The sequence below is a fragment of the uncultured Cyclobacterium sp. genome, from assembly GCF_963977555.1.
Taxonomy (GTDB): domain Bacteria; phylum Bacteroidota; class Bacteroidia; order Cytophagales; family Cyclobacteriaceae; genus Cyclobacterium.
In genome coordinates this window covers 208,313-231,442 of the sequence record NZ_CAXBPD010000006.1, presented here as the reverse complement: position 1 = coordinate 231,442, position 23,130 = coordinate 208,313, and the positions used below count along the sequence as shown (strand labels likewise).

The 23,130-nt window shown below is 38.9% G+C and carries 16 protein-coding genes; 4 read left to right on the top strand and 12 right to left on the bottom strand.

All coding sequences use genetic code 11. The features are described from left to right. Positions 1-251: 251 nt before the first annotated feature. The 6 genes from AAC073_RS09705 to AAC073_RS09680 form a co-directional block, all read right to left on the bottom strand. Positions 252-1,556: a HAMP domain-containing sensor histidine kinase gene (locus AAC073_RS09705; RefSeq protein WP_339923631.1), complete on the bottom strand. Its 1,305-nt coding sequence runs from the start codon at positions 1,554-1,556 to the stop codon at positions 252-254. Further along, entirely contained in the window at positions 1,525-2,202 is a 678-nt protein-coding gene (locus AAC073_RS09700; protein WP_339923630.1) for a response regulator transcription factor, read from the bottom strand. The genes AAC073_RS09705 and AAC073_RS09700 overlap by 32 nt, the downstream gene beginning before the upstream one ends. A gap of 267 nt (positions 2,203-2,469) precedes the next feature. Beyond that, complete coding sequence (gene murA, locus AAC073_RS09695) at positions 2,470-3,777, bottom strand: UDP-N-acetylglucosamine 1-carboxyvinyltransferase (protein WP_339923629.1); 1,308 nt, start codon at positions 3,775-3,777, stop codon at positions 2,470-2,472. Further along, positions 3,777-4,454 carry a DUF4290 domain-containing protein gene (locus AAC073_RS09690; RefSeq protein WP_339923628.1) on the bottom strand — a complete coding sequence of 226 codons (678 nt, stop codon included), beginning with the start codon at positions 4,452-4,454 and terminating at the stop codon, positions 3,777-3,779. The genes murA and AAC073_RS09690 overlap by 1 nt, the downstream gene beginning before the upstream one ends. Before the next feature lie 107 nt (positions 4,455-4,561). Further along, positions 4,562-6,808 carry a UvrD-helicase domain-containing protein gene (locus AAC073_RS09685; protein WP_339923627.1) on the bottom strand — a complete coding sequence of 749 codons (2,247 nt, stop codon included), beginning with the start codon at positions 6,806-6,808 and terminating at the stop codon, positions 4,562-4,564. Between the two features lie 298 nt (positions 6,809-7,106). Continuing rightward, entirely contained in the window at positions 7,107-7,958 is an 852-nt protein-coding gene (locus AAC073_RS09680) for a lysophospholipid acyltransferase family protein (protein WP_339923626.1), read from the bottom strand. A gap of 115 nt (positions 7,959-8,073) precedes the next feature. Between AAC073_RS09680 and AAC073_RS09675 the strand changes: the two genes are divergently transcribed. Genes AAC073_RS09675 through nadD form a run of 4 tightly spaced genes read left to right on the top strand, consistent with a single transcriptional unit; the run spans position 8,074 to position 10,110 of the window. After that, positions 8,074-8,664 (top strand): sigma-70 family RNA polymerase sigma factor, encoded by a 591-nt coding sequence (locus AAC073_RS09675; protein ID WP_020888676.1) that lies wholly within the window; start codon positions 8,074-8,076, stop codon positions 8,662-8,664. 23 nt (positions 8,665-8,687) lie between these two features. After that, positions 8,688-8,960 (top strand): anti-sigma factor, encoded by a 273-nt coding sequence (locus AAC073_RS09670; protein WP_339923625.1) that lies wholly within the window; start codon positions 8,688-8,690, stop codon positions 8,958-8,960. 5 nt (positions 8,961-8,965) lie between these two features. Then, positions 8,966-9,538 (top strand): guanylate kinase, encoded by a 573-nt coding sequence (gmk, locus tag AAC073_RS09665; protein WP_339923624.1) that lies wholly within the window; start codon positions 8,966-8,968, stop codon positions 9,536-9,538. A 5-nt stretch (positions 9,539-9,543) separates the two neighbouring features. Further along, the gene (nadD, locus tag AAC073_RS09660; protein ID WP_339923623.1) at positions 9,544-10,110 is read left to right on the top strand and encodes a nicotinate (nicotinamide) nucleotide adenylyltransferase; all 567 of its coding nucleotides are present in this window, start codon (positions 9,544-9,546) and stop codon (positions 10,108-10,110) included. A gap of 71 nt (positions 10,111-10,181) precedes the next feature. Here the strand turns inward: nadD and AAC073_RS09655 are convergent, their stop codons facing one another. The 6 genes from AAC073_RS09655 to frr all read right to left on the bottom strand — a co-directional run bounded on the left by AAC073_RS09655 (position 10,182) and on the right by frr (position 23,125). Next, positions 10,182-11,537 carry a vanadium-dependent haloperoxidase gene (locus AAC073_RS09655; RefSeq protein WP_339923622.1) on the bottom strand — a complete coding sequence of 452 codons (1,356 nt, stop codon included), beginning with the start codon at positions 11,535-11,537 and terminating at the stop codon, positions 10,182-10,184. A gap of 37 nt (positions 11,538-11,574) precedes the next feature. After that, positions 11,575-12,936, bottom strand: a complete 1,362-nt coding sequence (locus AAC073_RS09650) for a vanadium-dependent haloperoxidase (protein ID WP_339923621.1) — start codon at positions 12,934-12,936, stop codon at positions 11,575-11,577. Further along, positions 12,933-16,265: a VCBS repeat-containing protein gene (locus tag AAC073_RS09645; protein WP_339923620.1), complete on the bottom strand. Its 3,333-nt coding sequence runs from the start codon at positions 16,263-16,265 to the stop codon at positions 12,933-12,935. Before AAC073_RS09645 ends, AAC073_RS09650 begins: the two co-directional genes overlap by 4 nt. 303 nt (positions 16,266-16,568) lie before the next feature. After that, positions 16,569-18,428 (bottom strand): RagB/SusD family nutrient uptake outer membrane protein, encoded by a 1,860-nt coding sequence (locus tag AAC073_RS09640; protein WP_339923708.1) that lies wholly within the window; start codon positions 18,426-18,428, stop codon positions 16,569-16,571. A 20-nt stretch (positions 18,429-18,448) separates the two neighbouring features. Next, positions 18,449-21,625, bottom strand: coding sequence for a TonB-dependent receptor (locus AAC073_RS09635; protein WP_339923619.1), 3,177 nt, complete (start codon positions 21,623-21,625; stop codon positions 18,449-18,451). A gap of 939 nt (positions 21,626-22,564) precedes the next feature. Beyond that, the gene (gene frr / locus AAC073_RS09630; RefSeq protein WP_339923618.1) at positions 22,565-23,125 is read right to left on the bottom strand and encodes a ribosome recycling factor; all 561 of its coding nucleotides are present in this window, start codon (positions 23,123-23,125) and stop codon (positions 22,565-22,567) included. Positions 23,126-23,130 lie beyond the last annotated feature (5 nt).

Below are 23,130 nucleotides of genomic sequence, written 5' to 3'. Positions count from 1 at the left end.
TTAGATTATGAACAATACATAGCACCTAATTCTTTTGTAATCTTTGAAGTTTCAAATCGCTGTGGAAATAAGAGCAAGGGGTTTTCAGTTCTCGAAATGAATATTCAATACCTGACACATACCATTCGACCAGTTACTTTAATATTTTTTCTCTAAGGATTGAATTGAAATGTGAAAGAGTTAACCCTAGATTTCGAAAGAGAAATTTAATTGATCAAATGTGGGAATGAATTTGGAAGATATTTTGAATTTTAGAATTGGACCGAAAAAATATGTGTAGAATTTTCGAATTTGTAGTTTACAGTCCAACTATTTTGCTTACAAATTTCCTTAAGAATAGCGAGACCCAAGCCGCTATTTGTCGTAGCAGTGGTACTTATGGAAAATCTTTCGAAAAGTGTTTTTTCTTCTAATTTATCCTGACCGGAATTGGAAATAGTCAAGACCCGGTTGGATAATTTCACATTAATAAATGCATCAATTGGCGTATGCCTTATCGAATTAGAAAGCAAATTGTTAATTAAAGTTTCCGCTAAAAATTTACTACAGAAGACGGTTTCAAAAACTTCAATTTCTTTTTCCAACTTAATGTTTCTCTCCTCAATATAATCATGGAGTAAGTCCATGCTTTTATCAATAAGAATTTGGAAATCAACTTTTTCAAAATCATCAAATTGACTGTTTTCAATTTTTGCAAGTAACAAAAGGTTTTTATTTACCCGTGTCAATCTTGACAATGGGATTTGAATGCCTTGGATTAAATCAGCATGTTTCTGGGATAGGTTTTCCTGCTGGAGGAGAATATCGAGCTTTGATTTTAACAAAGCAATTGGTGTCTGCAGTTCATGAGAAGCATTGGCTACAAAGGATTTTTGCTGGTTATAAGCACTAATACTTTGATTGATAAGGGCACTTATGGTTTGGTTCAACTCATTGAATTCTTCAATCTCACTTTCCTCAAAAACTACTTTCTCTCCCTCATTAATATCAAAAGACCTCAACTTTGAGAGTGTGAGGTAAAAAGGTTTCCAAACTTTTATTGAAATGCTTTTATTTAATCTAATAAAGCCAAACACAAGGAGGCCATACATCAGCAAAGTAATTAAGCCTATAGCAAAAATGGTTTCATAAGACTCCTCAACATTGGTTTCGACGTTAAGTAAATAAAGCTTTTTATTAATTTCTATTACAGATTGCAATCCTCGAAAACGATCCCACTCCTTTTCATATTCATTGTATTTGGTGATTTCATAGATGCTATCCGGCTTCGCTTCTAAGTGACTTAAACTCCTAATGGATGAACTGGGTTGTAGAATATTCCAGGTGTTTAATATGGTTTCTAAATCCTTTTCAGATACATGCACCTGATCAAACCGGTTTTCGATCCGCTCCATAATTATCTCATGGTTGTCATCGATTTCAGTAACCCAAATCCAATCAACCACTAGAAAATAACTAGGGATACTAAGAATTAAAATAGCCAGAGAATAAAATGAAAATGCCTTAAAGGTATTGTCTAGAAGTTTATGGGGTTTCCCATTTGTATCCCGTTCCATATATGGTTTTAAGGTAGCCTCCATAATTTTGCTCATTTAGCTTTTTCTTAAGATTTTTTACATGTGCGTAAACAAAATCAAAGCTATCGAACATGTCCGCTACATCTCCTGACAAGTGTTCTGCTAATGCGCTTTTGGGTAAAACCCTGTTTTTGTTTCCTATAAAAAACAATAGCAATTGGTATTCCTTTCGGGTAAGTATTATGGGTGTTGAATTTATTGTTACCGCCTTAGAAAGCAGGTCAATTTTCAGCTCGTTAATTACTATTAAATTTGAGGAATCAAATTGCTTTCTACGTATTACTGAGTGTATTCTAGCCGCCAGTTCGGAATGGTGAAATGGTTTTGCCAAGTAATCGTCGGCACCAATATTTAAACCTTTAATTCTGTCTTCCAGTGCATTTTTGGCAGAAATAATGATTACTCCATCTTGCTTGTTTTGCTTGCGTAATTCCTTCAAAATTTGAAACCCATCTCCTCCTGGTAACATGAGGTCAAGCAATATACAATCGTACATGTACAAGCTTATTTTTTCTAATGCAGAATTAAAATCATAAGCCACTTCGCAAAGGTAATTTCCTGAAGTCAAGTAATTGACAATATCAGTAGCAAATTCTTTCTCATCTTCTATTACCAGGATTTTCATGGTTTTAAGATATACATTTATATTGAGGACATAAAGAATTTGCCAAAGAACAGAAAATAAAGCCACTGAATCCCTCTGAATTTATTTTTTCTTGAAAAAGCCAATAAATCAAATGCAATTCTAAATTATAAAGCGATAGTCATTTGAGATAAAAAAATCCGCAATAGTATGAATGATTATTGCGGATTTCATTTTCAAAGTAAAAAATGGGAGAGAAACTTTTATGCGATAGGTTTATCTCTTATTTATGAGTGTAATTTCAATGTTTTAATTAAACCTTACGATATCTGCTCCAAGGGCATTTAAGCGTTGGTCTATATATTGATAGCCTCTGTCTATTTGTTCTACATTGTCTATAATCGATACTCCTTCAGCAGACATGGCAGCAATCAGTAGTGATACTCCTGCTCTAATATCAGGGGAGGTCATCCGAATACCTTTAAGCGGGTATTTCCTGTCTAGCCCTATTACTGTGGCTCTGTGAGGGTCACAAAGGATGATTTGGGCCCCCATGTCGATCAATTTATCAACAAAAAACAACCTGCTTTCGAACATTTTCTGGTGAACCAAGACCGTTCCTTTGGCTTGAGTAGCCACCACCAATACAATACTTAGTAAATCTGGGGTGAACCCTGGCCAGATGGCATCTGAAACTGTTAATATAGATCCATCAATGTAGGTGTCAATTTCAAAATGTTTTTTAGCGGGTATGAAAATATCATCGCCTTTAATTTCAAGCTGTATGCCTAATCTTCTGAAGGTGTCAGGAATAAGCCCCAATTTGTCTACTTGGGCGTTTTTTATGGTAATTTCTGATTGGGTCATGGCCGCCAAGCCAATAAAGGAGCCAATTTCTATCATGTCGGGGAGAAGTCTGTGCGTAGTGCCTTTAAGACTTTTCACCCCTTCAATATCTAAAAGGTTCGAACCTATGCCTGTTATCTTGCCACCCATGCTATTGATCATTAGGCATAGCTGCTGTATATAGGGTTCGCAAGCCGCATTGTATATGGTTGTCTTTCCTTCGGCCATTACAGCAGCCATAAGGATGTTGGCAGTACCTGTTACAGAGGCTTCATCAAGTAACATGTAAGCGCCTTTTAACTTACTGCCATCGATTTTATACAATTCTTTTTTAGCGTCATAATGAAACTTGGCACCAAGGTTTTGGAATCCCGTAAAATGAGTGTCCATTCTTCTCCTACCAATTTTATCTCCTCCTGGTTTGGATATTCTCCCCTTTCCAAATCGGGAAAGCAGTGGTCCCAAAAGCATTACGGACCCTCTTAAGCCTGAGGCTTTTTCGAGGTACTCCTGTGTTTCCAAGTAAGATAGTTTGATATTTTTGGCCGTAAAGGAGTAGCTTTCCGGACCAAGTTTCTTAACGATCACTCCCATGTCAGAGAGCAACTCTATCAATTTATTAACATCCCTTATGTTGGGGAGATTGTTAATAATTACTTCCTCAGGTGTTAATAATACGGCACAGAGGATTTGTAAGGCTTCATTTTTTGCGCCTTGAGGAGTGATTTCGCCTTTCAGTTTTGTCCCTCCGTTTACCCGGAATGATGCCATTAATTTCTTCTTTTTTTGCTATTAGAATTGCTATTTCTTCTTTTCCCTCCAGTATAATTCCTTCTTCCACTGTTGGTATTATTACCTGCAGGGGTAGTTGGAACATTGCTTTTGAAATCCCTACGCATGCTGGTTTCGAAAAGACTATTTTCCCTTACTTTTTCAAGGTCGATGTGGAGTTTCCCTTTGGAGAGGGTCTTGATGTCATCTAAAATGATGGCATCGTCAAAGTTTTCCCTGTTCCAGGTAGAGTGAAAGCTTCTCATCAGCTGCCCTATATAGATCACGGCAATTTCTTGCTCTTCATCATCTTCAATCTCTATGGCTTTTTCAATGAGTTTCTCAATGTTTCTACCATAATGCTTGAATCGAACCTCTCCCTTTGGATAGCCTATTGGCAGAGGCTTTTTACCTAAAAGCTCCTTTTCAGGCATAGGGAAAGGGGCATCGACTTTTAAGGAGAAATCAGACATGATGTACATGTCATCCCAAAGCTTTTGATCACTTTCGGTTTTTAATAATGGATTGAGTTGTTTCATCAATTCCACTAGGGCATATGCATATTCTGTTCTTTTATCTTGCTCTGGAACAGTCTTTACATAATCCACTAATTTTTGGATGTTTTTTCCGTATTCTTTCAAAATAACTTTGTTTTTAGGCTTTTCATTATTTACCATGACACCTGCATTTAAGTTTCCTGAACTCTTCTTAATATACTAATGTCAATATACTAAAAAATATGCATTAGTAAGTTCTTGGCACTCCTGGTGTCTATGGATATTTTCTATTCCACTATGCGAAGCTTTGCAAAGCTAAGTAATAATGTTTTATCTCCAAAATGCTCGAAATGAATATGTGCTTTTCTGTTCGTCCCTTCAGTTTCAATGGCATGAACTTTACCAAAGCCAAACTTCGGATGTTCTATCTTCATGCCCTCTTGCAAAGCGTTGGTATTGGAAGGTTTAAAGTTTGGTCCCGGATCATGTAACTTTATAGTAGTGCTTCTCATGGCCGGCTTTTTCTTTAGCCCTACAAAGCCCTGTTTGCCTTCGCTCTCTCTAAATGAACTGGAGAGTTGTGTACTTATTTTTTTGTTAACCTTTATAAATGTTGGATCAATCTCTTCCAAAAACCTACTCGGCTCACAATTCAATAATCTACCATACCTGTATCGGGTGAGGGCATAGCTGAAGTACAACTTTTCCATGGCCCTGGTGGTGGCTACATAAAACAATCGCCTTTCTTCCTCCAGGTCTTCCCTGCTTTGCATCATCATCTGGGAAGGGAATAAGTCTTCTTCCATTCCTACTACAAATACATACTTGAACTCCAGTCCTTTAGAGGAGTGTATGGTCATCATGGTAACGGTGTCTTGGTTGTTTTTGTTCTGGTCCTCATCTGTTAGTAGGGCAATTTCCTGGAGAAATGCCCCCAATGATTTGTCTTCATTTTCTGAATTGTCTACGTATTCTTTAATAGCATTGAGCAATTCCTGAACGTTTTCGTACCTGTTGAGCCCCTCAATGGTTTTGTCTTCGTACAAATCTCGCAACAACCCAGATTGTTTGGCGATAGATGTAGCCGCTTCAAAAGCATCCTTTCTTTCTATCTCCATTTTAAAACTAGTGATCGTTGTACAAAAATCGGACACCGCATTGGCTCCTCTTCCAGACAAAAAACTCTTGCTGTTTGTGAGTACCTTCCAAAGCGAAATGTCATGCTCATAAGCACCCACCAGCAGTTTCTCTACACTTGTATTACCTATTCCTCTTTTTGGATAATTGATGATTCTCTTAAAAGCTTCCTCATCTTCCTGATTGACAGTGTACCTGAAATAAGCCATGAGATCCTTAATCTCCTTCCTTTGATAGAAAGACAGTCCTCCAATAATCCTGTAAGCGATCCCTGATTTTCTTAGGGCTTCCTCCATTGACCTGGATTGGGAGTTGGTCCGGTACAATATGGCAAAGTCACTGTTGCTTAACTGCTTGTTGTTCTTTTCTTCAAAAATTGTCGCCGCTACCATTCTGCCTTCTTCATTGTCAGAAGTCGCCTTCATCAATTCGATCAGGTCTCCAGAATCATTTTGCGTCCAGACATTTTTTTTAAGTTGTGATTTATTTTTGGCAATGATAGAATTGGCTGTTTCAACAATGTTTTTTGTGGAGCGGTAGTTTTGCTCCAGTTTTACCACAAAAAGATCAGGGTAGTCCTTCTCAAAATTAAGTATGTTTTGAATGTCTGCCCCTCTAAATGCATAAATACTCTGTGCATCGTCGCCTACTACGCAGATATTTTGGTGGACCGCCGCCAGTTTTTTTGTGATTAGGTACTGAGAAAGATTTGTATCCTGAAACTCATCCACCATCACGTATTTGAATCGTTGCTGGTATTTGTACAATACATCTGGGTGATCACGGAACAAAACATTGGTGTTAAAAAGTAAATCGTCAAAATCCATAGCAGATGACCTGAATAATCTGTTCTGATAGGTTTTGTAAATCTCTCCCATTTTTGGTTTCATGGCAGCTTCATCATCTGCTGCAATGTATTGGTCCTTCTGGTAGGCTTCCCACCCAATCAGCCTGTTTTTAGCGCCAGATATCCTTGAAAGTACCGTATTGGCCTTGTAGACTTTGTCGTCCAACTTCATTTCTCTTACGATGGATCGGATGAGCGATTTGCTGTCGTCACTGTCATAAATGGTGAAATTGCTGGGGTAACCTAATTTGGAAGATTCTACTCTCAAAATTTTAGCAAACACAGAGTGAAAAGTCCCCATCCAGGTATTTCTAGCCTCTAGCCCAATAAGTTTTTCGATTCGCTGCTTCATTTCACTGGCAGCTTTATTGGTGAAAGTTAGGGAGAGAATCTGAAATGCGTCAACCTTCTTTTCACGGATTAAATGGGCAATCCTAATGGTAAGTACTCTGGTCTTTCCGGACCCTGCTCCTGCAATAATCATAACTGGTCCTTCTGTTTTTTCAACAGCTTCCAATTGATTAGGGTTAAGGGTGGCTAAATAATCCATATAATATTCAATTTACTGTATTCAGGGAGGCAATTTTAGCAAGCTCAAAGTTATCAATTCTTTTCCAGCTTATCTGCTGATAAAACCTTTATGTCTTTATTTTTAAAAACCGTGAATATAAGTTAATAATTTTTAGGCTTTATCCCATGTTGCCTCTATCGATCAAGAATAGATTTTATTTAGGAAATATTTAAAACTTTCAAATCCTAACCTTGCAAAAATATTGCTAGAAATGCATTTGTTAAGAAATAAGGTTCTAGAAAAAGTGGTTCAATCAAGTAAGAAAAAAAGGTTGAATTTAGTTTTTAGGTTTTTTCTGCTTCCACCTATTGTGAGACCAAAGGTATAGAGAGGGGCAATCTCTAATGTTATTTTCCAAGAGCGCAATAAATTTATCGGTAATGGAATGCGCTAAATCATTTGCATATGGGGGGTGGGCGATTGTCTGGTATTCAAAGATATAATGCCCTCTCTTAGGTTTACTTGTATGCGCGTAAATAACTTTTGTGTTGAATTTTTTAGCTAATTTTTCTCCTCCTTCAAAAAAAGCGGTTTCCCTATTCATGAATGAGGCCCAATACCTGATATCCGCAAGATTTGGTCTCTGGTCTGCAGCTAAAACGATTAGTCGTGGTTGGTGTCGATTTCTCAAAAATGTTCGTTGAAAGGATTTCTTTTCCGTAAGTATGGCGCCAAACCTGCAGCGGATGGATTTCATTAATTTTTCAAAAAATGGTTGATTTAATTTTGTGTATATGGTTTCGCATTTTTCTGAAACTTGTGATGAAGCAGCCACCAAATGTCCTTCCCAGTTAAAAAAATGGCCACACATGCCTATTACTATTTCACCATTGGCCACATTGTCAAAAACCAAATTTGAATTTTTAGTAACGAACCTACGCAGGAGTTCCTTCTCACTCATCGTCAACAGCTTGAGGGTTTCAGCCATTGAATCAGTGAAGTTTCGGTAGAATTTTCGAGCAATGTCGCGAACCTCTTCATCACTTTTTTCAGGAAAAGCATGCTTAATATTACTAAGGACAATTTTTTTCCTATAGCCCAAGACATAGTAGGCCAAAAGGTAAAAAAAGTCCGAAAATACAAACAATACTTCCAGAGGTAGTTTGGAAAACAGCCGAATTAAGCGCATATTACTTTTATACGAGATTTAATAAGAATTTATCTTGGGTCAAAAGAATGAAATAATAGCGACTTTCTTGAGGAAAATTAGTTATAAATAAACCCAATTAGTAATTTTATGGTCTATGTCCGAAGTACAAAGAAAAAAATATTCTGATAAAGATAAAAATAACATTTTTGATCATGAATTCATGCCTCATATTGACTCTATGTACAATTTTGCGTACAGATTGACTTTTGATGAGGATGATGCCAAAGATTTGGTACAGGATACCTATCTTAAGGCGTACAGGTTTATTAATTCTTTTGAGAAAGGAACGAATGCCAAAGCCTGGTTATTCAGGATACTGAAAAATAGTTTTATCAATGAATATCGGAAGAAAAGTAAGCAACCCGCCAAGGTAGATTACCAGGAGGTGGAAACTTATTATAACTCTGATAATGTTGACTATAGTATGACCTCTGATTTGAGAGTGGATGCGGTCAAGGATATGTTGGGAGATGAGATCTCAAATGCTTTGAATAGTCTCGCTGTTGATTTTAGGACAGTGATTATTCTATGTGACCTTGAAGGGTTTACTTATGAAGAGATGGCCAAGATTTTGGACATCCCAATTGGCACTGTACGGTCCAGGCTTCATCGAGCAAGGAACCTTTTAAAGGATAAACTTCGTTCCTATGCTGAAAATATGGGTTATGATACTGAGGAAGAATAAAAATAGCATCGAAAACACTTAAAATGGACAAGAATCTAAACACATCCAGCGAAAGAAAACAAAACTGTAGCGATGAAAATAAATGCTTTGAATTGTTAGAAAGCATTTTGGATGGAGAGGGAACGGTTGATTCAAAGGAGATGCTGAACGAAAAGTTAGCAAAATGTCAACCATGTTTTGAGCATTACCACTTGGAAAAAGTGATCAAAGAGATTTTGCAAAATAAATGTACCAAGCACATGGTACCCTCTGAGTTAGCAGCCACTATCAGGCAAAAAATTCAGGAATTAAAATAAATTTTATGCCTCAAGGAAAAGTCATAATATTTTCAGCTCCATCCGGATCTGGTAAAACCACTATTGTCAAGCATCTTTTAAAACATGAACCACTGCTAGGTTTCTCCATCTCTGCCTGTACCAGAGACAAGAGAGGTAGAGAGGAGCAAAATGGTAAAGATTATTATTTTTTGTCACCTGAGGAATTTCGTGAAAAAATTAATCAGGATGCCTTTATAGAATGGGAAGAAGTATATGAAGGCAACTTTTATGGTACGTTAAAGGAAGAAATCGAAAGAATTTGGTCTGAGGGAAGACATGTGATTTTTGATGTAGATGTAAAAGGTGGGATCAATCTCAAAAATTATTTTGGAGACAAAGCACTTTCTGTATTTGTGAAGGTTCCATCCATGGAGGATTTGGCTCAAAGGTTGCGTGACAGAGGAACAGAATCTGAAGAAAGCCTTTCTAGGAGGATTTATAAAGCAAAATTCGAAATGGGGTTCGAAAAGAAGTTTGATGTAGTCCTTGTCAATGAAGACCTGGATCGTTCTTATAAAGAAGCTGAAAAATTGGTCAAAGGTTTTATTAACAGTTAATCATTTTGAAAATAGGACTTTTTTTTGGGTCGTTTAACCCTATTCACGTAGGTCATTTGATCATTGCTGATACCATGCAGGACCAAACCGATTTGGATGAGGTTTGGTTTATTGTGTCGCCTCAAAATCCGTTAAAATCAAGAAAATCTTTGTTACATGAGTTTGACAGGCTCAAAATGGTGGAGCTCGCCACAGCCGATCATTTTAAATTCAAAGTGAAGGATACGGAATTTCACATGCCAAGGCCCAGTTATACTATCGATACGCTCACCTATCTATCTGAGCAATATCCAGCACATGATTTCTCACTTATTTTAGGAGGAGACAATCTGAATCATTTACACAAGTGGAAAAACAGTGAGGAGTTATTGAATCAATACAAAATATACGTCTACCCCAGGCCAGGGAAAAGCAAAGACCTCAACCATAAAAACATCCATTATGTGGAGGCACCACTTCTTGATATCTCTGCAACCTTTATTCGTAAGACGATCAAGAAAGGGGGCTCGGTGAAATATTTGCTACACCCACATGTGTCGGATTATATTCGGGATAAAAAATTCTTTATTTAACATTAAATTTAAAGGTAAAAGTCCTTCCGTATAATTAGAAACAGAAGGACTTTTAATTGACTCAGCAATTTTTATTCTTTTCTCGTTTTTATTTTTTGATTGATCAACTGGGCAATTTCCTTTCCTTGCTCAACGCCGTTATCAATGGCTGGGAGATAATGGATCCCCCCAAAAAAGCGACTAATGGCAGCTTCTGTTGAAGCGATACGGAAGGAATCAAATTCCCTGACACCTAATCCAAAAGTAACCTCTGTAGAATCAATGAAATGAAAGGGCTCACCAAGTAGTTTCGTAAGTGCCTCTGCTGCAGCGGTAGATACTACACTGTGCCCACTTGTATATTCAGGGAATGGGGGTGTTTGTAGCAATGGCAACCAATTTTCATCCATATATATATTGATATAAGTTTCTGGCCTGATCAAGGCACTTCGGTATTTTTCATCCCAGCAGGAAATAAAACCGTCAAATAGATAAATAGAGGTAGTGGCTAAGGTTTCGGCAGTAGCTTTCCATTCCAGCCCCTTGCTTTTGGCTGCTATACCCGCAATGCCCATCCAGTGTCCTCCCGGGGTTATTTTCTTTTCTGCAAACATGACGTGGCCTTTTACATTCATTTTATAAGGATTGCAGTCCCAGAAGAAGGCTATTTCTTCTTGTTCTCCCTGCATATTATTTCCGGCATCCATTACCGCCTTTGCGTCTTGATAAAAAGTGCTTTCTGGTAGGGTGTCAAATGGAGGTGGAGCTGCAGGAGCAAACTGGCTGGCTGAATCCAAGAAAAAAGGCCTTATCTTGTTCCAGTGCGGCTCTATACTTTCTATATAAGCTGGGGGAGTCGGTTTCCAGCTGCCTAAGTCGTTCTTAACGGTGTATTTACCAAAAGATCTGCTTTGATGGTAATTGTCTTTAGAAGCATAAGCTAGTATTTCATCTGCCACTGCATCTCCCAAGGCCAAGGAAGCTTTGAATTCTTCTTCTGGCATCCCTGCATTTTTAATTTCCTCAAATAAGGCTTCTCTATCCTCTATCAAAAATTGTTCAGTAAATATAAACTGTAATGCTACTTTATAATAAGCAGCAAGGCTGGCCAATTGAAAATTGGCTTGCGGATGAGCTGCAGCATTTATAGATAGGGGACTGGATTCATTCAATTGACCCATAAGAGAATGAAATTCCTCCGGAGCGGCAAGCACGGCCACCTCATAAGCGGCTATGGAAGGGTAAGCATAAATTCTACTCGCAACAGGTGGAGAAAATATGTCGTGAACCATGGTTTCCGTTAATTTTTCGTTGGCTGCTACCAGGTAATGTTTTTCGGCCAAAAGCTTTTTATAGGTATCACTTTTACCACATGAGCCCAATAAAAAAAGTAGAATAAGCCCAAATAGATGAGATTTGAATTGAGATTGTGAATTTCTTAATGTCATAATTGTAAAGATATAAAAATAATATTTTAAGCGCTTCTTAATATTGATCTGAAAGGCTCAGGTGCTTTTTATAATTTTCAATAATCCAATTTGCAACTTTTTTGCCTTGGTCCTGGCCCCTAGTAATGGCATCCATATAATGTATGCCGCCATATAATCTAGAGATGCTTGCCTCTTCCGACGCATGCATAAAAGAGGTGTAACTTCTACTTCCTAAGCCATATTGTTCCTCTACAGTATCTGTATACCTGTAAGTTTCGCCAAAAAAGTAAGTGAGAATGACTGCTGAAGTAGTAGATATGGTCGAGTGTCCGCTAAGGTATTCAGGAAAAGGAGGCGTTTGAAGCATGGGTTGATAGTTTGGGTCTATGTACTTACGGATGGCTGTTTCAGGCCTTATTCTGTCGCTCCTGTATTTTTCATCCCAACAGCTTATAAAACCATCCATTAAACCGATGGCTACCAGGGAATTGATTTTTAATGTTTCATAAAAGTCAAGGTTCGATTGTTGGCAGGCAATGGCAGTAATGCCCATCCAATGGCCTCCAGGAGAAATCTGTTTGATTCCTACCATAAGGTGTCCTGTTTCCTGCAAAGCAAAAGGGTTGCAATCCCAAAAACCTGCGATTTCGCGTTGTTCTTTGTTCATCTCCAGCGTGTAGACTTCTTGCATCAATTTGTAAAATTCTGAATTTGGGTCTGTAGAGAAGGCAACTGGAGGAAGTGGTTTGAATTGGTCTGCGGCTTTTAAAGTAAAAGGCCTAACAGTATTAAAATATGGCTCTACTGGCGCAAAATAGCCAGGAGGTGTAGGGTACCAGTTTCCTTTTCCTTCAGTAGGTTGGTACCTGGGATAATTGCTTATGTCACGGTATTTGTCCTTCTGCGCATAATTTAATACCTGTTCACTAATTTTTGTAGCATATTGCTCTGCAGCAGAAATGTCTTCTTCTGAATAGCCCCATGTCTTAGCCGAATCAAATAAGGATTGATTCAATGAAAGGAGCTCCGGCCCCGAAGGTTGCATAGCGGCAGCAGTTTGAAGCATGGCAAATAGCGCACTAATTTCAATGGAAGGACTTTCTTTTTCAGGAATTGAAACCGGTGGGAATTCGTTTAAAAAACCAGTAAAGGATGGGTAGTCCTTACTCTGACTGGCAAGGGTTTCGTAGCCAGAAAGGCAAGCATATCCATAAAACCTGCCGGCTAAAGGTGGATTGGTGATGTCGTGCACCATTAATTCGGTCATTTTTTCCGTGACCCATCCTATGCTTTTGGCGGGGATTTTCTGCTTGGGTATTGGTGATTGGCAGGAGTTTATCAGCAAGCAAGTTATTAGGACAAAAGCAAAATAAATGGTCTCGGATGGCTTTTGAAGATATATCTTTAAAGTATTCATTTGCTGTTTATTTCGTCCGCTTGATAAGCTTTTATCATTTTTTGGTTAATGCCAAATAGGAGTAAATTGTCAATTGCTATGATACTCCGAACATCTCCTTTTAAATCTAATCCTGAAAAATGCTGAGGAAGGTATTCAAAACCACCTTTGCCATTACCTAAGAATACAAGTCCATGGTTTGCATCATATTTACCAAAGCGGAGTCTGGCATTGGAAATGTTACCTGCTAGTATTAAATCCATATGACCATCCTTGTTAATGTCCAGGCTTTCAATCGCAAATACTGGTGATATTTGAGCTTCCGAAGGTAGGGTGGTTTTTTGAAATCCTTCATTTTTGTTAAGAAAAAGACTTGTTTCCAATAAGGTAGCTTTAAAATACCCTGCATTTTTCAATTCTTCTTGACTGAAAATATTTTCTAATCCCGCTTCTGCATAAGTTTCATAATCTGTAAACCGCGTGCGCATCATGGAGATTTGATCAAGAAGCTCGTCTCTGGTGAGGAAAGGGTGAGATTTTCCTTGAATGTAAAAGCTCAAAATAGGGTCTACTGCTCCATTATTATCAAAATCTTTATAATGCATTTCCGCAGGTTCCTCGGGACTAACTTTCACCTGGCTATTCAAACCTTGGTTGCCGGCAATAATATCTGGCCTGCCGTCTGAATTTACATCAGAGAGGTGAAGACTGTTCCACCAGCCACTGTATTCCTTTTGGAAATAGCTTGAACTAGCGTTTTGGAGGTTTTGTCCTTCATTTTCAAATACAGTAATAGGCAACCATTCTCCAGTTATAACCAATTCTGCATTGCCATCTCCATTCAAGTCTGCCCATTCCGCATCTGTTATCAGGCCAAGCGTACTAAGCTCCTTACACCTTTGTTCTGTTTCATCCCGAAAAAGACCTTCACCGTTGTTTATAAGAAGGTAACTTTTCGGGATTTCAGGGTAGCGACCTGGAATCACCCTACTTCCAACAAATAAATCAGGAAACCCATCTTTGTTAACGTCATTAGCTGCGACTGCTCCGGTACTGGTAAGCATTTTTGGAAGGGAATTGTCATTTCGGCTTAAATTCCCCTTTCCGTCATTTAAATATAGCCTGTCCTGTAGTCGATCGTCTGTGGGAAGGAAATCTCCATACCCACCACTAGCTACATACAAATCAATGGCTCCATCTCCATTAAAATCAGCCCACACTGCATCGGTATCCTGGTGGTCCTTGTCAGTTTCAAAGGCTGGTGTCTTCTTTTCTTTGAATACACCTTGCTGTACTTGCATCCATAAAAGGCTTGATTCGCCAGCTTGCCCTCCGATAAAGATGTCCTCCAACCCATCCTTGTTAATATCGGCTTTAACCATCACCGGCCCCGAGAAAGATATCGGATTTACCATTAATGGCTGTCTTTTGAAATCATTTGTCGATTTCGATATGGGGTTATAATCAATTGGTGATGGGATCCCAGCTAACATAGTTAAGGTCTTTTGGGGAGCATAAAATTTGGCCTCCGCATCTTGCTGATTAAGGGTGAAGGTTTGGTTTGCCTTAAGGCTTTTCAAACGTTGCACCTTGCCACCTGGCCATAGGATTTCCAAAGAATCTATATGGCTAGCTTTCCCCAAACCAAAATGTAGGATTGGAGTTATAGAGGATTGGTAGCCTCTGACAGGCATTTGCTCCTGCTGTTGCAATTCCCCATTTGAATAAATACGTATTCTAGCACCTATACCAAAGCTGTTTTTATGATCCCCTCTCAAGTTTATCTTTAAGTAATTATTACTTGAGAGACTATCTGCATTGTTTCTATAAATAGAGGCGGGGTGATTGATGTTATTAGTTATCAGGTCCAGGTCTCCATCATTGTCCAAGTCCGCATAGGCTGCACCATTGGAATTTACTTTTTGATCTAAGCCCCATGATACCACTTTTTGGTCAAATTTATATCCGTTAAGGTTTTTATAGATGTAGTTATGGAGGTTTGAGGAGGGCATTTGATGAACCAAATCCAAGACATTCTCTCTTCTAAGTCCATTTTTATTGTTTTTCAAGTAATCTGCCATGTATTTCAGGAAATCCTGATTGGTGTAATCTCGGGCATAACCATTGGTAATGAACAAATCCTTTAATCCATCATTGTCAAAATCTGCAAACAATGCAGACCAGCTCCAGTCTGTATTTGAAATTCCTGCCATTTGGCCAATCTCACTAAAACTTCCATTGCTATTGTTAATATGCAGCATGTTGCGCATGTATTGGTGATGAAAACCCATTTTTAGACCGAACTCAAATTTTTCGTAGTTGTCTGGAGCCATTAAAAGCTTTTGTCTTTTATTGTCTTCAGGTAGCATGTCTAAAGTGAAAATGTCCGCTTGTCCATCGTTGTTAATATCAGCAATATCATTTCCCATTGAAAAATGAGAAATATGCCCCAAAGCGTCATCGATGGTATTGGTAAAGGTGCCATCACCATTGTTAAGGTATAAAAAGTCAGGAACGGTATAGTCGTTACTGATATATATGTCTTGCCATCCATCGCCGTTGGTATCTGCTATTCCTGCTCCCAGACCATAGGATAAAGCTACCTTTAAGATGCCCGCCTTTTCCGTGACTTCTGTAAAAGATTCACCATCATTCCTGAATAGTTGAGGTCCTGCTGGATCTGTTATTTTTAAAATTTCAGCGGTATTGGCTTCATCCAATACGGGTAGTGATTTGGGGTTGTGGTTAAGAAGAAAAAGATCTAAATCGCCATCATTGTCATAGTCAAAAAAACTGGCTTGTGTACTGGTGGCCTCGCTGTCTATCCCATATTGGGCAGCCATTTCTTTGAATTTAGGGATGTTATATTCTGTGTTTCCCAGATTGATAAAAAGTTGGTTTTTTCTTTTATCAGGAGGTAAATTTCCTGAATAGCAAACATAGATATCCAAAAGGCCATCTCCATTTACATCAACAATGGTTGTTCCTGTTTTCCAAGGGGCGGCTCTGGTGGCAACACCTGCTTGAGGGGTGATGTCCTCAAATTCCATGTTTCCTTTGTTGAGGTAAAGCCGGTTTTCTACCATATTGCCAGAAAAATACAGGTCTTCCAAACCATCACCATTAAGGTCCCCAACAGCTACTCCTCCGCCATTATAAAAATATTCATACATGAGTATGTTAGTGTTCAATCCCTCAGTAAGCGTATTCTCAAACAATACCCCGGATTCCTGAGGCGTCAAAAGCGTAAATTGCTTTAATTCATTTGTTTCAATTGATTCCTTTTGACAGCCAATCAATACCAATAGGGAGAGAAGAAACTGTATTTTATTGTGTAAAATATTGGACATAGAGATGATTCAATGGAGAGACAAATATAAAGAGTTTTGACTGCTTCTCCATGAAAAGAGAGCGCTTATCTGGCTGATAAAGATTTGATAATTGACGCTTAAATCTTTTTTATTGTGAATAGAGAGTTGTTTTAAGTCCCTATTAATCATGAAGATAATAATTTAATACTAGCATATTATGCCTTTGTTTCATTCTCAAATAGCAGGCAACTATTTCATTTAAGATCATAACCTTTTGTTTTCTATAAATCAAAAAAAGAGCGATCTATTGATCGCTCTTTTATATTGTCTATACGATTCAGATTAATCTTCGTAACCTGGGTTTTGAAGAAGTTCTCTGTTTCGCTGCATTTCATCAAAATTGATTGGCATAAAATACATTTTGTCAAGCCAAAGTCGATTTTCCTTACCCGGATCAATATTGATCACCTCATAAGAATAGTCGTAGTTTTCAGTATTGTAACTATAAATAGTCACGTCCTTACCTGCTTTTAGCGTACCCACGATATTAATTCCATTGGCTTGTCTTCCAAAAGTATCTGGAGCAATCATCCAACGTCTCGCATCATAGTACCGTTGCTCTTCATTGACCATCTCCTTGCGTTTTTCATTGATAAGGACGTCCATTAATTCCTCACCCGAGGCTGTCACGGCTGGAAGACCGGCTCTAAACCTTATTTTATTTAAATAGGTTCTGGCTTCTTCATCATTGCCTAAGCCAATATTCGCTTCTGCATAATTAAAAACAGCTTCAGTATATCGAATATTTGGCCAAGGAATTTCTTGCCATGTATTCTGGTCAACAAAATTCGGATCCGGCTCTACAAATTTTCGGATATAATAGCCAGTATAACTTCCATTCCAATCTTCTATTGGACTATTTCTGGTATCCAGGCCGAAATGAGTAACTTTTTGACCTTCACCATTTAGTACTTCATAAGTACCCGTTTGGATTTGACCCAGAGGATCCCTTGCTTGATTTGCTGAGGAACGTGGCTTCCATGGAGCGCCTTCATAAAGGAAAGTAGCATAGAATCTTGGTTCCCGATCTTCATAAGGTGCACTTGCATGTTCCTCATCGTCCCAATCAAAATCTGATCCATCCATCATTTGATAATCATCAATCAAAAGTTGCACAGGTGTATTTCCTGCCCAGTTATTGTAACCATTCGGTCCATTGTGAAGGCCATGACGTCCACCGGTTTCTGGCTTTTGAGCCAAGAAATACCTTCCGAATATCATTTCCTTTTCTCCACCATTTCTCGAAAGTGAGTTATTCATATAAGTTTGGATGGCTTCTTCACGAGATAAAGGTGCCGATAGATCCAGCATGTTACCACTCGCTTTATCAAGGACAGCCTTGGCTGCTGCTGCGGCTGCCTGGTATCTTTCTGTTTGGCTCCCACTGGTGAAACCAATGAGTTCCTTGTTTTGGTAGCCTGAAATTACGGAAGATTTTGAAGATGCAGTAGGCATATCATGCAAGTCGGAAGCGGCATAAATCAGCACCCTTGACTTTAAAGCAAGAGCAGCAATTTCATTGGCCCTACCTCTGGTGAGGTCTTTTCCTGCCAATAAAGTAGCAGCTTTGTCCAAATCAGCGATGATAAAGTCTACCACTTCCTCATAAGTGTTTCTCGGAAGTTCGTAGGTTTCCTCGTCCAAAGTAAAGGTTTTGTTGGCAATCGGGATGCCGCCAAAATTCCTTAGCAATTGATGGTGAAAGTAGGCCCTCATAAACGTAGCCTCGCCGAGCAAACGATCTGCTATTCCGCCATCATTGGAGAATAACGGCGTTGACAAGTTATCGATTGCTATATTGGTCGCTCTCAAATTACTGTACAAGTCAGGCCAGTTTCTGGTATAATCCATCCATCCTGGTTCTTGAGGATTTGATCTGGCTTCGGTAATTGTAGTGATATTTCTACCTGGGTGAGTAAAGATAGCTTCATCTGTCAATGAAGCCAAAGCCTGCTCACTAAAACCTCCCTGACCTAAACCTCTGTAAAGGTCCGTCACAAAAGCTTCTGCAAGTCCTGCATCTGTCCATACGGCAGATTCAGATACTTCTCCTTGGGGTGGTGCATTTAAAAACTCTTCATCGCAAGAAAAATTGAGAAAAGAGATTGTTAATGCCAACCCTAGATATTTTATATTTTTCATCATATTCAATTTTTTAGGATTTAGAATGTTACGGACAGACCAGCGTTGATTACCCTAGCTTGTGGGTAATATTGTCCTGTAGCGTTGTCAGATTCAGGATCATAGACTTTTAATTTATCCCAAGTGACAAGATTAAGTCCGTTGGCATAAAACCTTAAATTGCTGATGCCAAACCTTTCGCCAAATTGCTGGGGAACAGTATAGCCCACCTCAAAGTTTTTTAACCTTATATAGTCCGAACTCCTAAACCAAAAGTCATTTCCATTGGAATAATATTGATCACTTCTGTTGGCAATTCTAGGATATACTGAACTTTCATTGTCGACAGTCCACCTGTTTTCGTAAAATTCCAAAAGATAGTTTCCTATGTTTCCAGATTCTCCTAAACTTACCTGCGCAATGGCTCCGGCAGCTCCCTGAAACAATATCGCTAAGTCAAAGTTTCTATAGGAAGCATTAAGATTGACACCGCCTTGAAACCTTGGGATATTGTTTTTATCTAGTCTTACCCTGTCCAGCGGTGTGATAGCGCCATCACCATCATAATCTTTAAATTTCATGTCGCCAGGACGAAGGTTATTGGTAATGTCTGAATAATCCAGGTTTTCTGAATCAATCGCAGCCTGGTTAGGGAATACACCGTCATATAAGTATACTGGGGATGGAGTATTCATAGGCTTTCCCGTAGACAGTTGCCATTCAGGTGCTCCAGGCGGCTCATCCCAGAAAAGAATATTGTTCTTGGCATAGCCACCATTCGCACTGACGCTGTAGGAAATATCTCCTTTTTGCCCTCTGTAACCAATATTGATATCAAAACCTTTGTTTTCTACTTCTCCGATGTTCTCAGCAGGTAGCAAAGAGGCTAATCCACTTGATTGAGGAACGGATGCATTTTTTCTCCAAAGGATATTGGTACGCTTGTTATAGAAGTAATCAAATTCGAAGAAAACTTTACCTTGATACATTTGGCCTTCTATACCAATGTTAGAATTGTTTGCCACCTCCCAGGTAATTGCATTGTTCGGAACCCTTGTTTCATACAAGGTTTTGGCTTCTGTGTTTTCTAATATCTGACTTCTAAAACCATACGTGGCTAGGAATTGGTATTCCTGTAAAGATCCATCGTAATAAATCTGGTCATTTCCCATTTGTCCCCAGGACCCTCTGACTTTAAAGAAGTCCATGGCTGAAATATTGTTTTTCCAGAAGTCTTCTTCTGAAACCACCCAACCGGCCATTACTCCTGGGAAGAACCCAAACCTTGACGCTTCAGGGAAAATGTAAGAGCCATCAAACCTCCAAAGGAATTCGAAAAGGTACTTTTCCTGGTAATTATAGGCAACTCTACCAAAGTAATTGAGACGCCCTCTGGTAAAGGCACCACCACCGTTGTCTTTTTCAGAATCTCCTCCTGCAAACATTTGATCGATGGCCGGAGAGATAAAGTACCTTCTGTAGGCAAAGAAATCATCACCTTCTACCGTTTCCTTATTGACACCTGCCAAGGCATTAAAACCGTGATCTCCAACTTGCTTTTCATAGGTAAGTATACCACCTAACAATATGTTTAACTGATTGATGTTGGTTTGTCTTAATCTTGGTTCAGCAGGTCCTCTTTGGCTTGGAACGAGGATAGGTGTTACCCCATCTGCCTCAAAGCCATTGCCCTTTTGGTATAGGATCCATGGCGTCTCCCATCTTTTTTGGAACCTACTTAGGTTGTCAATTGCCGCTGTTCCTTGAAATTTCAATCCTTCAACGCCTGGTATTTTGATGTTCAACGCACCATTTGTTTGGAAGTAATTTCTAGTATCTCTGTCGTACCCTGTAGCATTCGTTGTGATCACCACAGGATTTTCTCCATTTTCAATATCTGGTCCAGGTCTGCCATCAGGCCAGTAAGCAGGCTCATGTGGCTTACCTCTCATCTGCATTCTGAAAATAGCACCTGCTCCTCTGGTAGGGAAAAAGCGGTATTCTTGTCTTGCCAATACGCCCAATTGAAGATCTATGTATTCATTGATCTTTGCATCCAGGTTTATTCGCATGTCATATTGCTTGAAACCAGTGGCTGAATTTTTGTAATAGGCATCCTGATTTTGGTAACCTAAAGATGCCATGTACCTTAAACTTTCTGATCCGCCATTCAACTGCAAATTATGCCTTGTCTGTGGAGACCAGGTTTTCAAGGTCTCACCATACCAATCCGTATTTGGGTAGTTCCATGGGTCAGTACCTGACCTGTGCAATGCCAATGCTTCAGGACTGAATGGTGCAGTTCTTTCCTGGCCTCCTTGTGTAAGGTAGGTACCAGTAGATCGATAAGCATCTGTAGCTGATCTCCATTCGCTAGAAGGTAGCTCATAAACATTCAGGTCGTTGAGCATTTCACCATACTGGGCTGCATCAGATAATTTTGGTATAGTAGTAGGTTGGGCAAAACCCTGGTTGAACTGATAGGTAAGTTCTGGCTTGCCTTCTTTACCTCTTTTGGTCGTTACCAAAATCACACCGTTGGCAGCCCTTGCGCCATAAATGGCAGCAGAAGCATCCTTTAAAACAGAGATGGTTTCAATGTCATTAGGGTTTAGTCGGTCAATTCCACCTGCTCTAGCGGGAATTCCATCAATTACAATTAAGGCATCATTGTTTCCTAGGGTATTGGATCCACGAATTCTTATGCCTGCACCGTCATAGCCTGGTTCACCGCTTCTATTCACAGCAATTACTCCAGACATTCTTCCTGCGATCGAGTTTGAAAGGTTCATGGCAGGGGATTTTACCAATTCAGCACCTTTAACTGTGGCTACAGAGCCAGTAATGGTTTCCTTTTTCTGTTCTCCATACCCAACCACAATCACCTCGCTTAGGGATTGCATGTCGGGGTTTAAGGTGATGTCTATGGTGCTTTGGTTGTTTACCGCTACCTCTTGACTTTCGAATCCCACAAAAGAATAGACAATTGTTTGATCAGATGGTTGTAATGTGATTTTATATTTTCCATCTATATCCGATACTGCACCTCTTACAGTGCCTTTTACCAATACCGATACACCTGGTAAGGGTAGGTCGTCCTCTCCGGAAATGACAGTTCCTGTCACTTCCCGGGACTGTGCGTGTAATGTTAGGCTACTTGCTAATAGCAAGGCTAGGCCTAGCAAAAACAATTTTATTTTGGGTAAATAGTTTTGCATTCTTTATCTAATTAGGTTAATAATAATTTAGGTTATGTCAAAATAACACTTTAAAGTTGATGGTTATTTTTTATATAAACAATAGCGCCATCTCAGGGTGTGATCCAAGGAGATTCTATAATGTTAATATTGTTTATCTATTCTAATAAAGTGTTAAAAAAACATGTGCTAAAATGTCGAATCGTAAATATTCTTTAAAAAAATATGCTAAAAATGAAAATGTAATTTCTGCGATAAAATGTAATAAAAGTAAGGCCTAGTTGTTGGCTAAGGTGGATATTGGTTTTAAAAGGTAAATAGGGTTTGTCAACAGGGTTTTTGTACGGGTATTTTCGCTCCTTGAATGAGAGGGGCTGCCGTCTGCCCACATTAACTCAAGGACGTGGTCAATATATTGAATAGGGTCAATTGCCTTGGAAATTTTATGCTAGATGCTGTTTGCAAAGTGATGCCTTTATTACTATCTCAATCAAAAATTTAAAGGGGTTAGTGGATACACTTATATATTCAATTGAAGGCTGCTTATTACCTCGGCAGGGCAGTTGGCTTTGTTTTTTATCTCCTGCTATTTGATTATATTTGTGTCTTAAGGTTTAAAACAGAAAAGAATGGTCAGCTTATGGCTGTCTGTTCTTTATTTTTTTACCCAACGATAAGTGCCATTTTTGGCCAATTGAATTTTTGCTATTGCACTAAAATACGCTATTGGTAGTATTTTTTCCAGGCGATCACTTACTTAACTACTCATTATAATGTCAAGCATTGGATAAAAAGGGTACTGGATGGTCAACCATTTAAAATCTTATTGGCCCTCCCCACTATTCGCTATTCACATGAGCGTATAGATAGGCCCATAGCCATTTTGAGAATCAATAATGTAAAAAAAAAGCCCTGACATTTTAAATGCAGGGCCTCGTTATATATTTGACTTTGAAAGCTTTAGACTTTCATAATCTCTACTTCTTTTTTACTGAAAAGTTCATCAATTTTTGTAGAGTGGTTGTCAGTCATTTTTTGAACGACGTCCTCTGCTCTTTTAACCTCATCTTCAGGAGCGCCCTCTTTGAGGAGTTTTTTTAAGCCATCATTGGTGTCTTTTCTTATGGTTCTTATGCTAATTTTGCCATTTTCGCATTCGTTTTTCACCTGCTTTACCAAGTTTTTCCTTCTTTCCTCTGTAAGAGGTGGGATGGTTAATAAAACCATTTCACCATTGTTTTGAGGGTTTAAGCCAAGATCTGAATTGATGATGGCTTTTTCTATTTCTGGGATTAATTTTGGCTCCCATGGTTTGATGGCCAGGGTTCTTGCATCAGGTGTTGTTACTGAAGCTACTTGCTGAAGGGGGGTAGGGTTTCCGTAATAAGAAACCATTATCCCATCAAGAAAATTAGGCATTGCTTTACCTGCCCTGATTTTTACCAATTCAGCTACTGTATGCTGAATTGATTTATCCATTAGCAATTTTGCTTCGTCTAAGTATAGCTGGATCTCTTCCATGAGTT

Coding starts and splice junctions, on each gene's coding strand:
- AAC073_RS09705 (WP_339923631.1), bottom strand. CDS start 1,556: ATGGAACGGGATACAAATGGGAAACCCCATAAACTTCTAGACAATACC.
- AAC073_RS09700 (WP_339923630.1), bottom strand. CDS start 2,202: ATGAAAATCCTGGTAATAGAAGATGAGAAAGAATTTGCTACTGATATT.
- murA (WP_339923629.1), bottom strand. CDS start 3,777: ATGGCATCATTCCGGGTAAACGGAGGGACAAAACTGAAAGGCGAAATC.
- AAC073_RS09690 (WP_339923628.1), bottom strand. CDS start 4,454: ATGGTAAATAATGAAAAGCCTAAAAACAAAGTTATTTTGAAAGAATAC.
- AAC073_RS09685 (WP_339923627.1), bottom strand. CDS start 6,808: ATGGATTATTTAGCCACCCTTAACCCTAATCAATTGGAAGCTGTTGAA.
- AAC073_RS09680 (WP_339923626.1), bottom strand. CDS start 7,958: ATGCGCTTAATTCGGCTGTTTTCCAAACTACCTCTGGAAGTATTGTTT.
- AAC073_RS09675 (WP_020888676.1), top strand. CDS start 8,074: ATGTCCGAAGTACAAAGAAAAAAATATTCTGATAAAGATAAAAATAAC.
- AAC073_RS09670 (WP_339923625.1), top strand. CDS start 8,688: ATGGACAAGAATCTAAACACATCCAGCGAAAGAAAACAAAACTGTAGC.
- gmk (WP_339923624.1), top strand. CDS start 8,966: ATGCCTCAAGGAAAAGTCATAATATTTTCAGCTCCATCCGGATCTGGT.
- AAC073_RS09655 (WP_339923622.1), bottom strand. CDS start 11,537: ATGACATTAAGAAATTCACAATCTCAATTCAAATCTCATCTATTTGGG.
- AAC073_RS09650 (WP_339923621.1), bottom strand. CDS start 12,936: ATGAATACTTTAAAGATATATCTTCAAAAGCCATCCGAGACCATTTAT.
- AAC073_RS09645 (WP_339923620.1), bottom strand. CDS start 16,265: ATGTCCAATATTTTACACAATAAAATACAGTTTCTTCTCTCCCTATTG.
- AAC073_RS09640 (WP_339923708.1), bottom strand. CDS start 18,428: ATGAAAAATATAAAATATCTAGGGTTGGCATTAACAATCTCTTTTCTC.
- AAC073_RS09635 (WP_339923619.1), bottom strand. CDS start 21,625: ATGCAAAACTATTTACCCAAAATAAAATTGTTTTTGCTAGGCCTAGCC.
- frr (WP_339923618.1), bottom strand. CDS start 23,125: ATGGAAGAGATCCAGCTATACTTAGACGAAGCAAAATTGCTAATGGAT.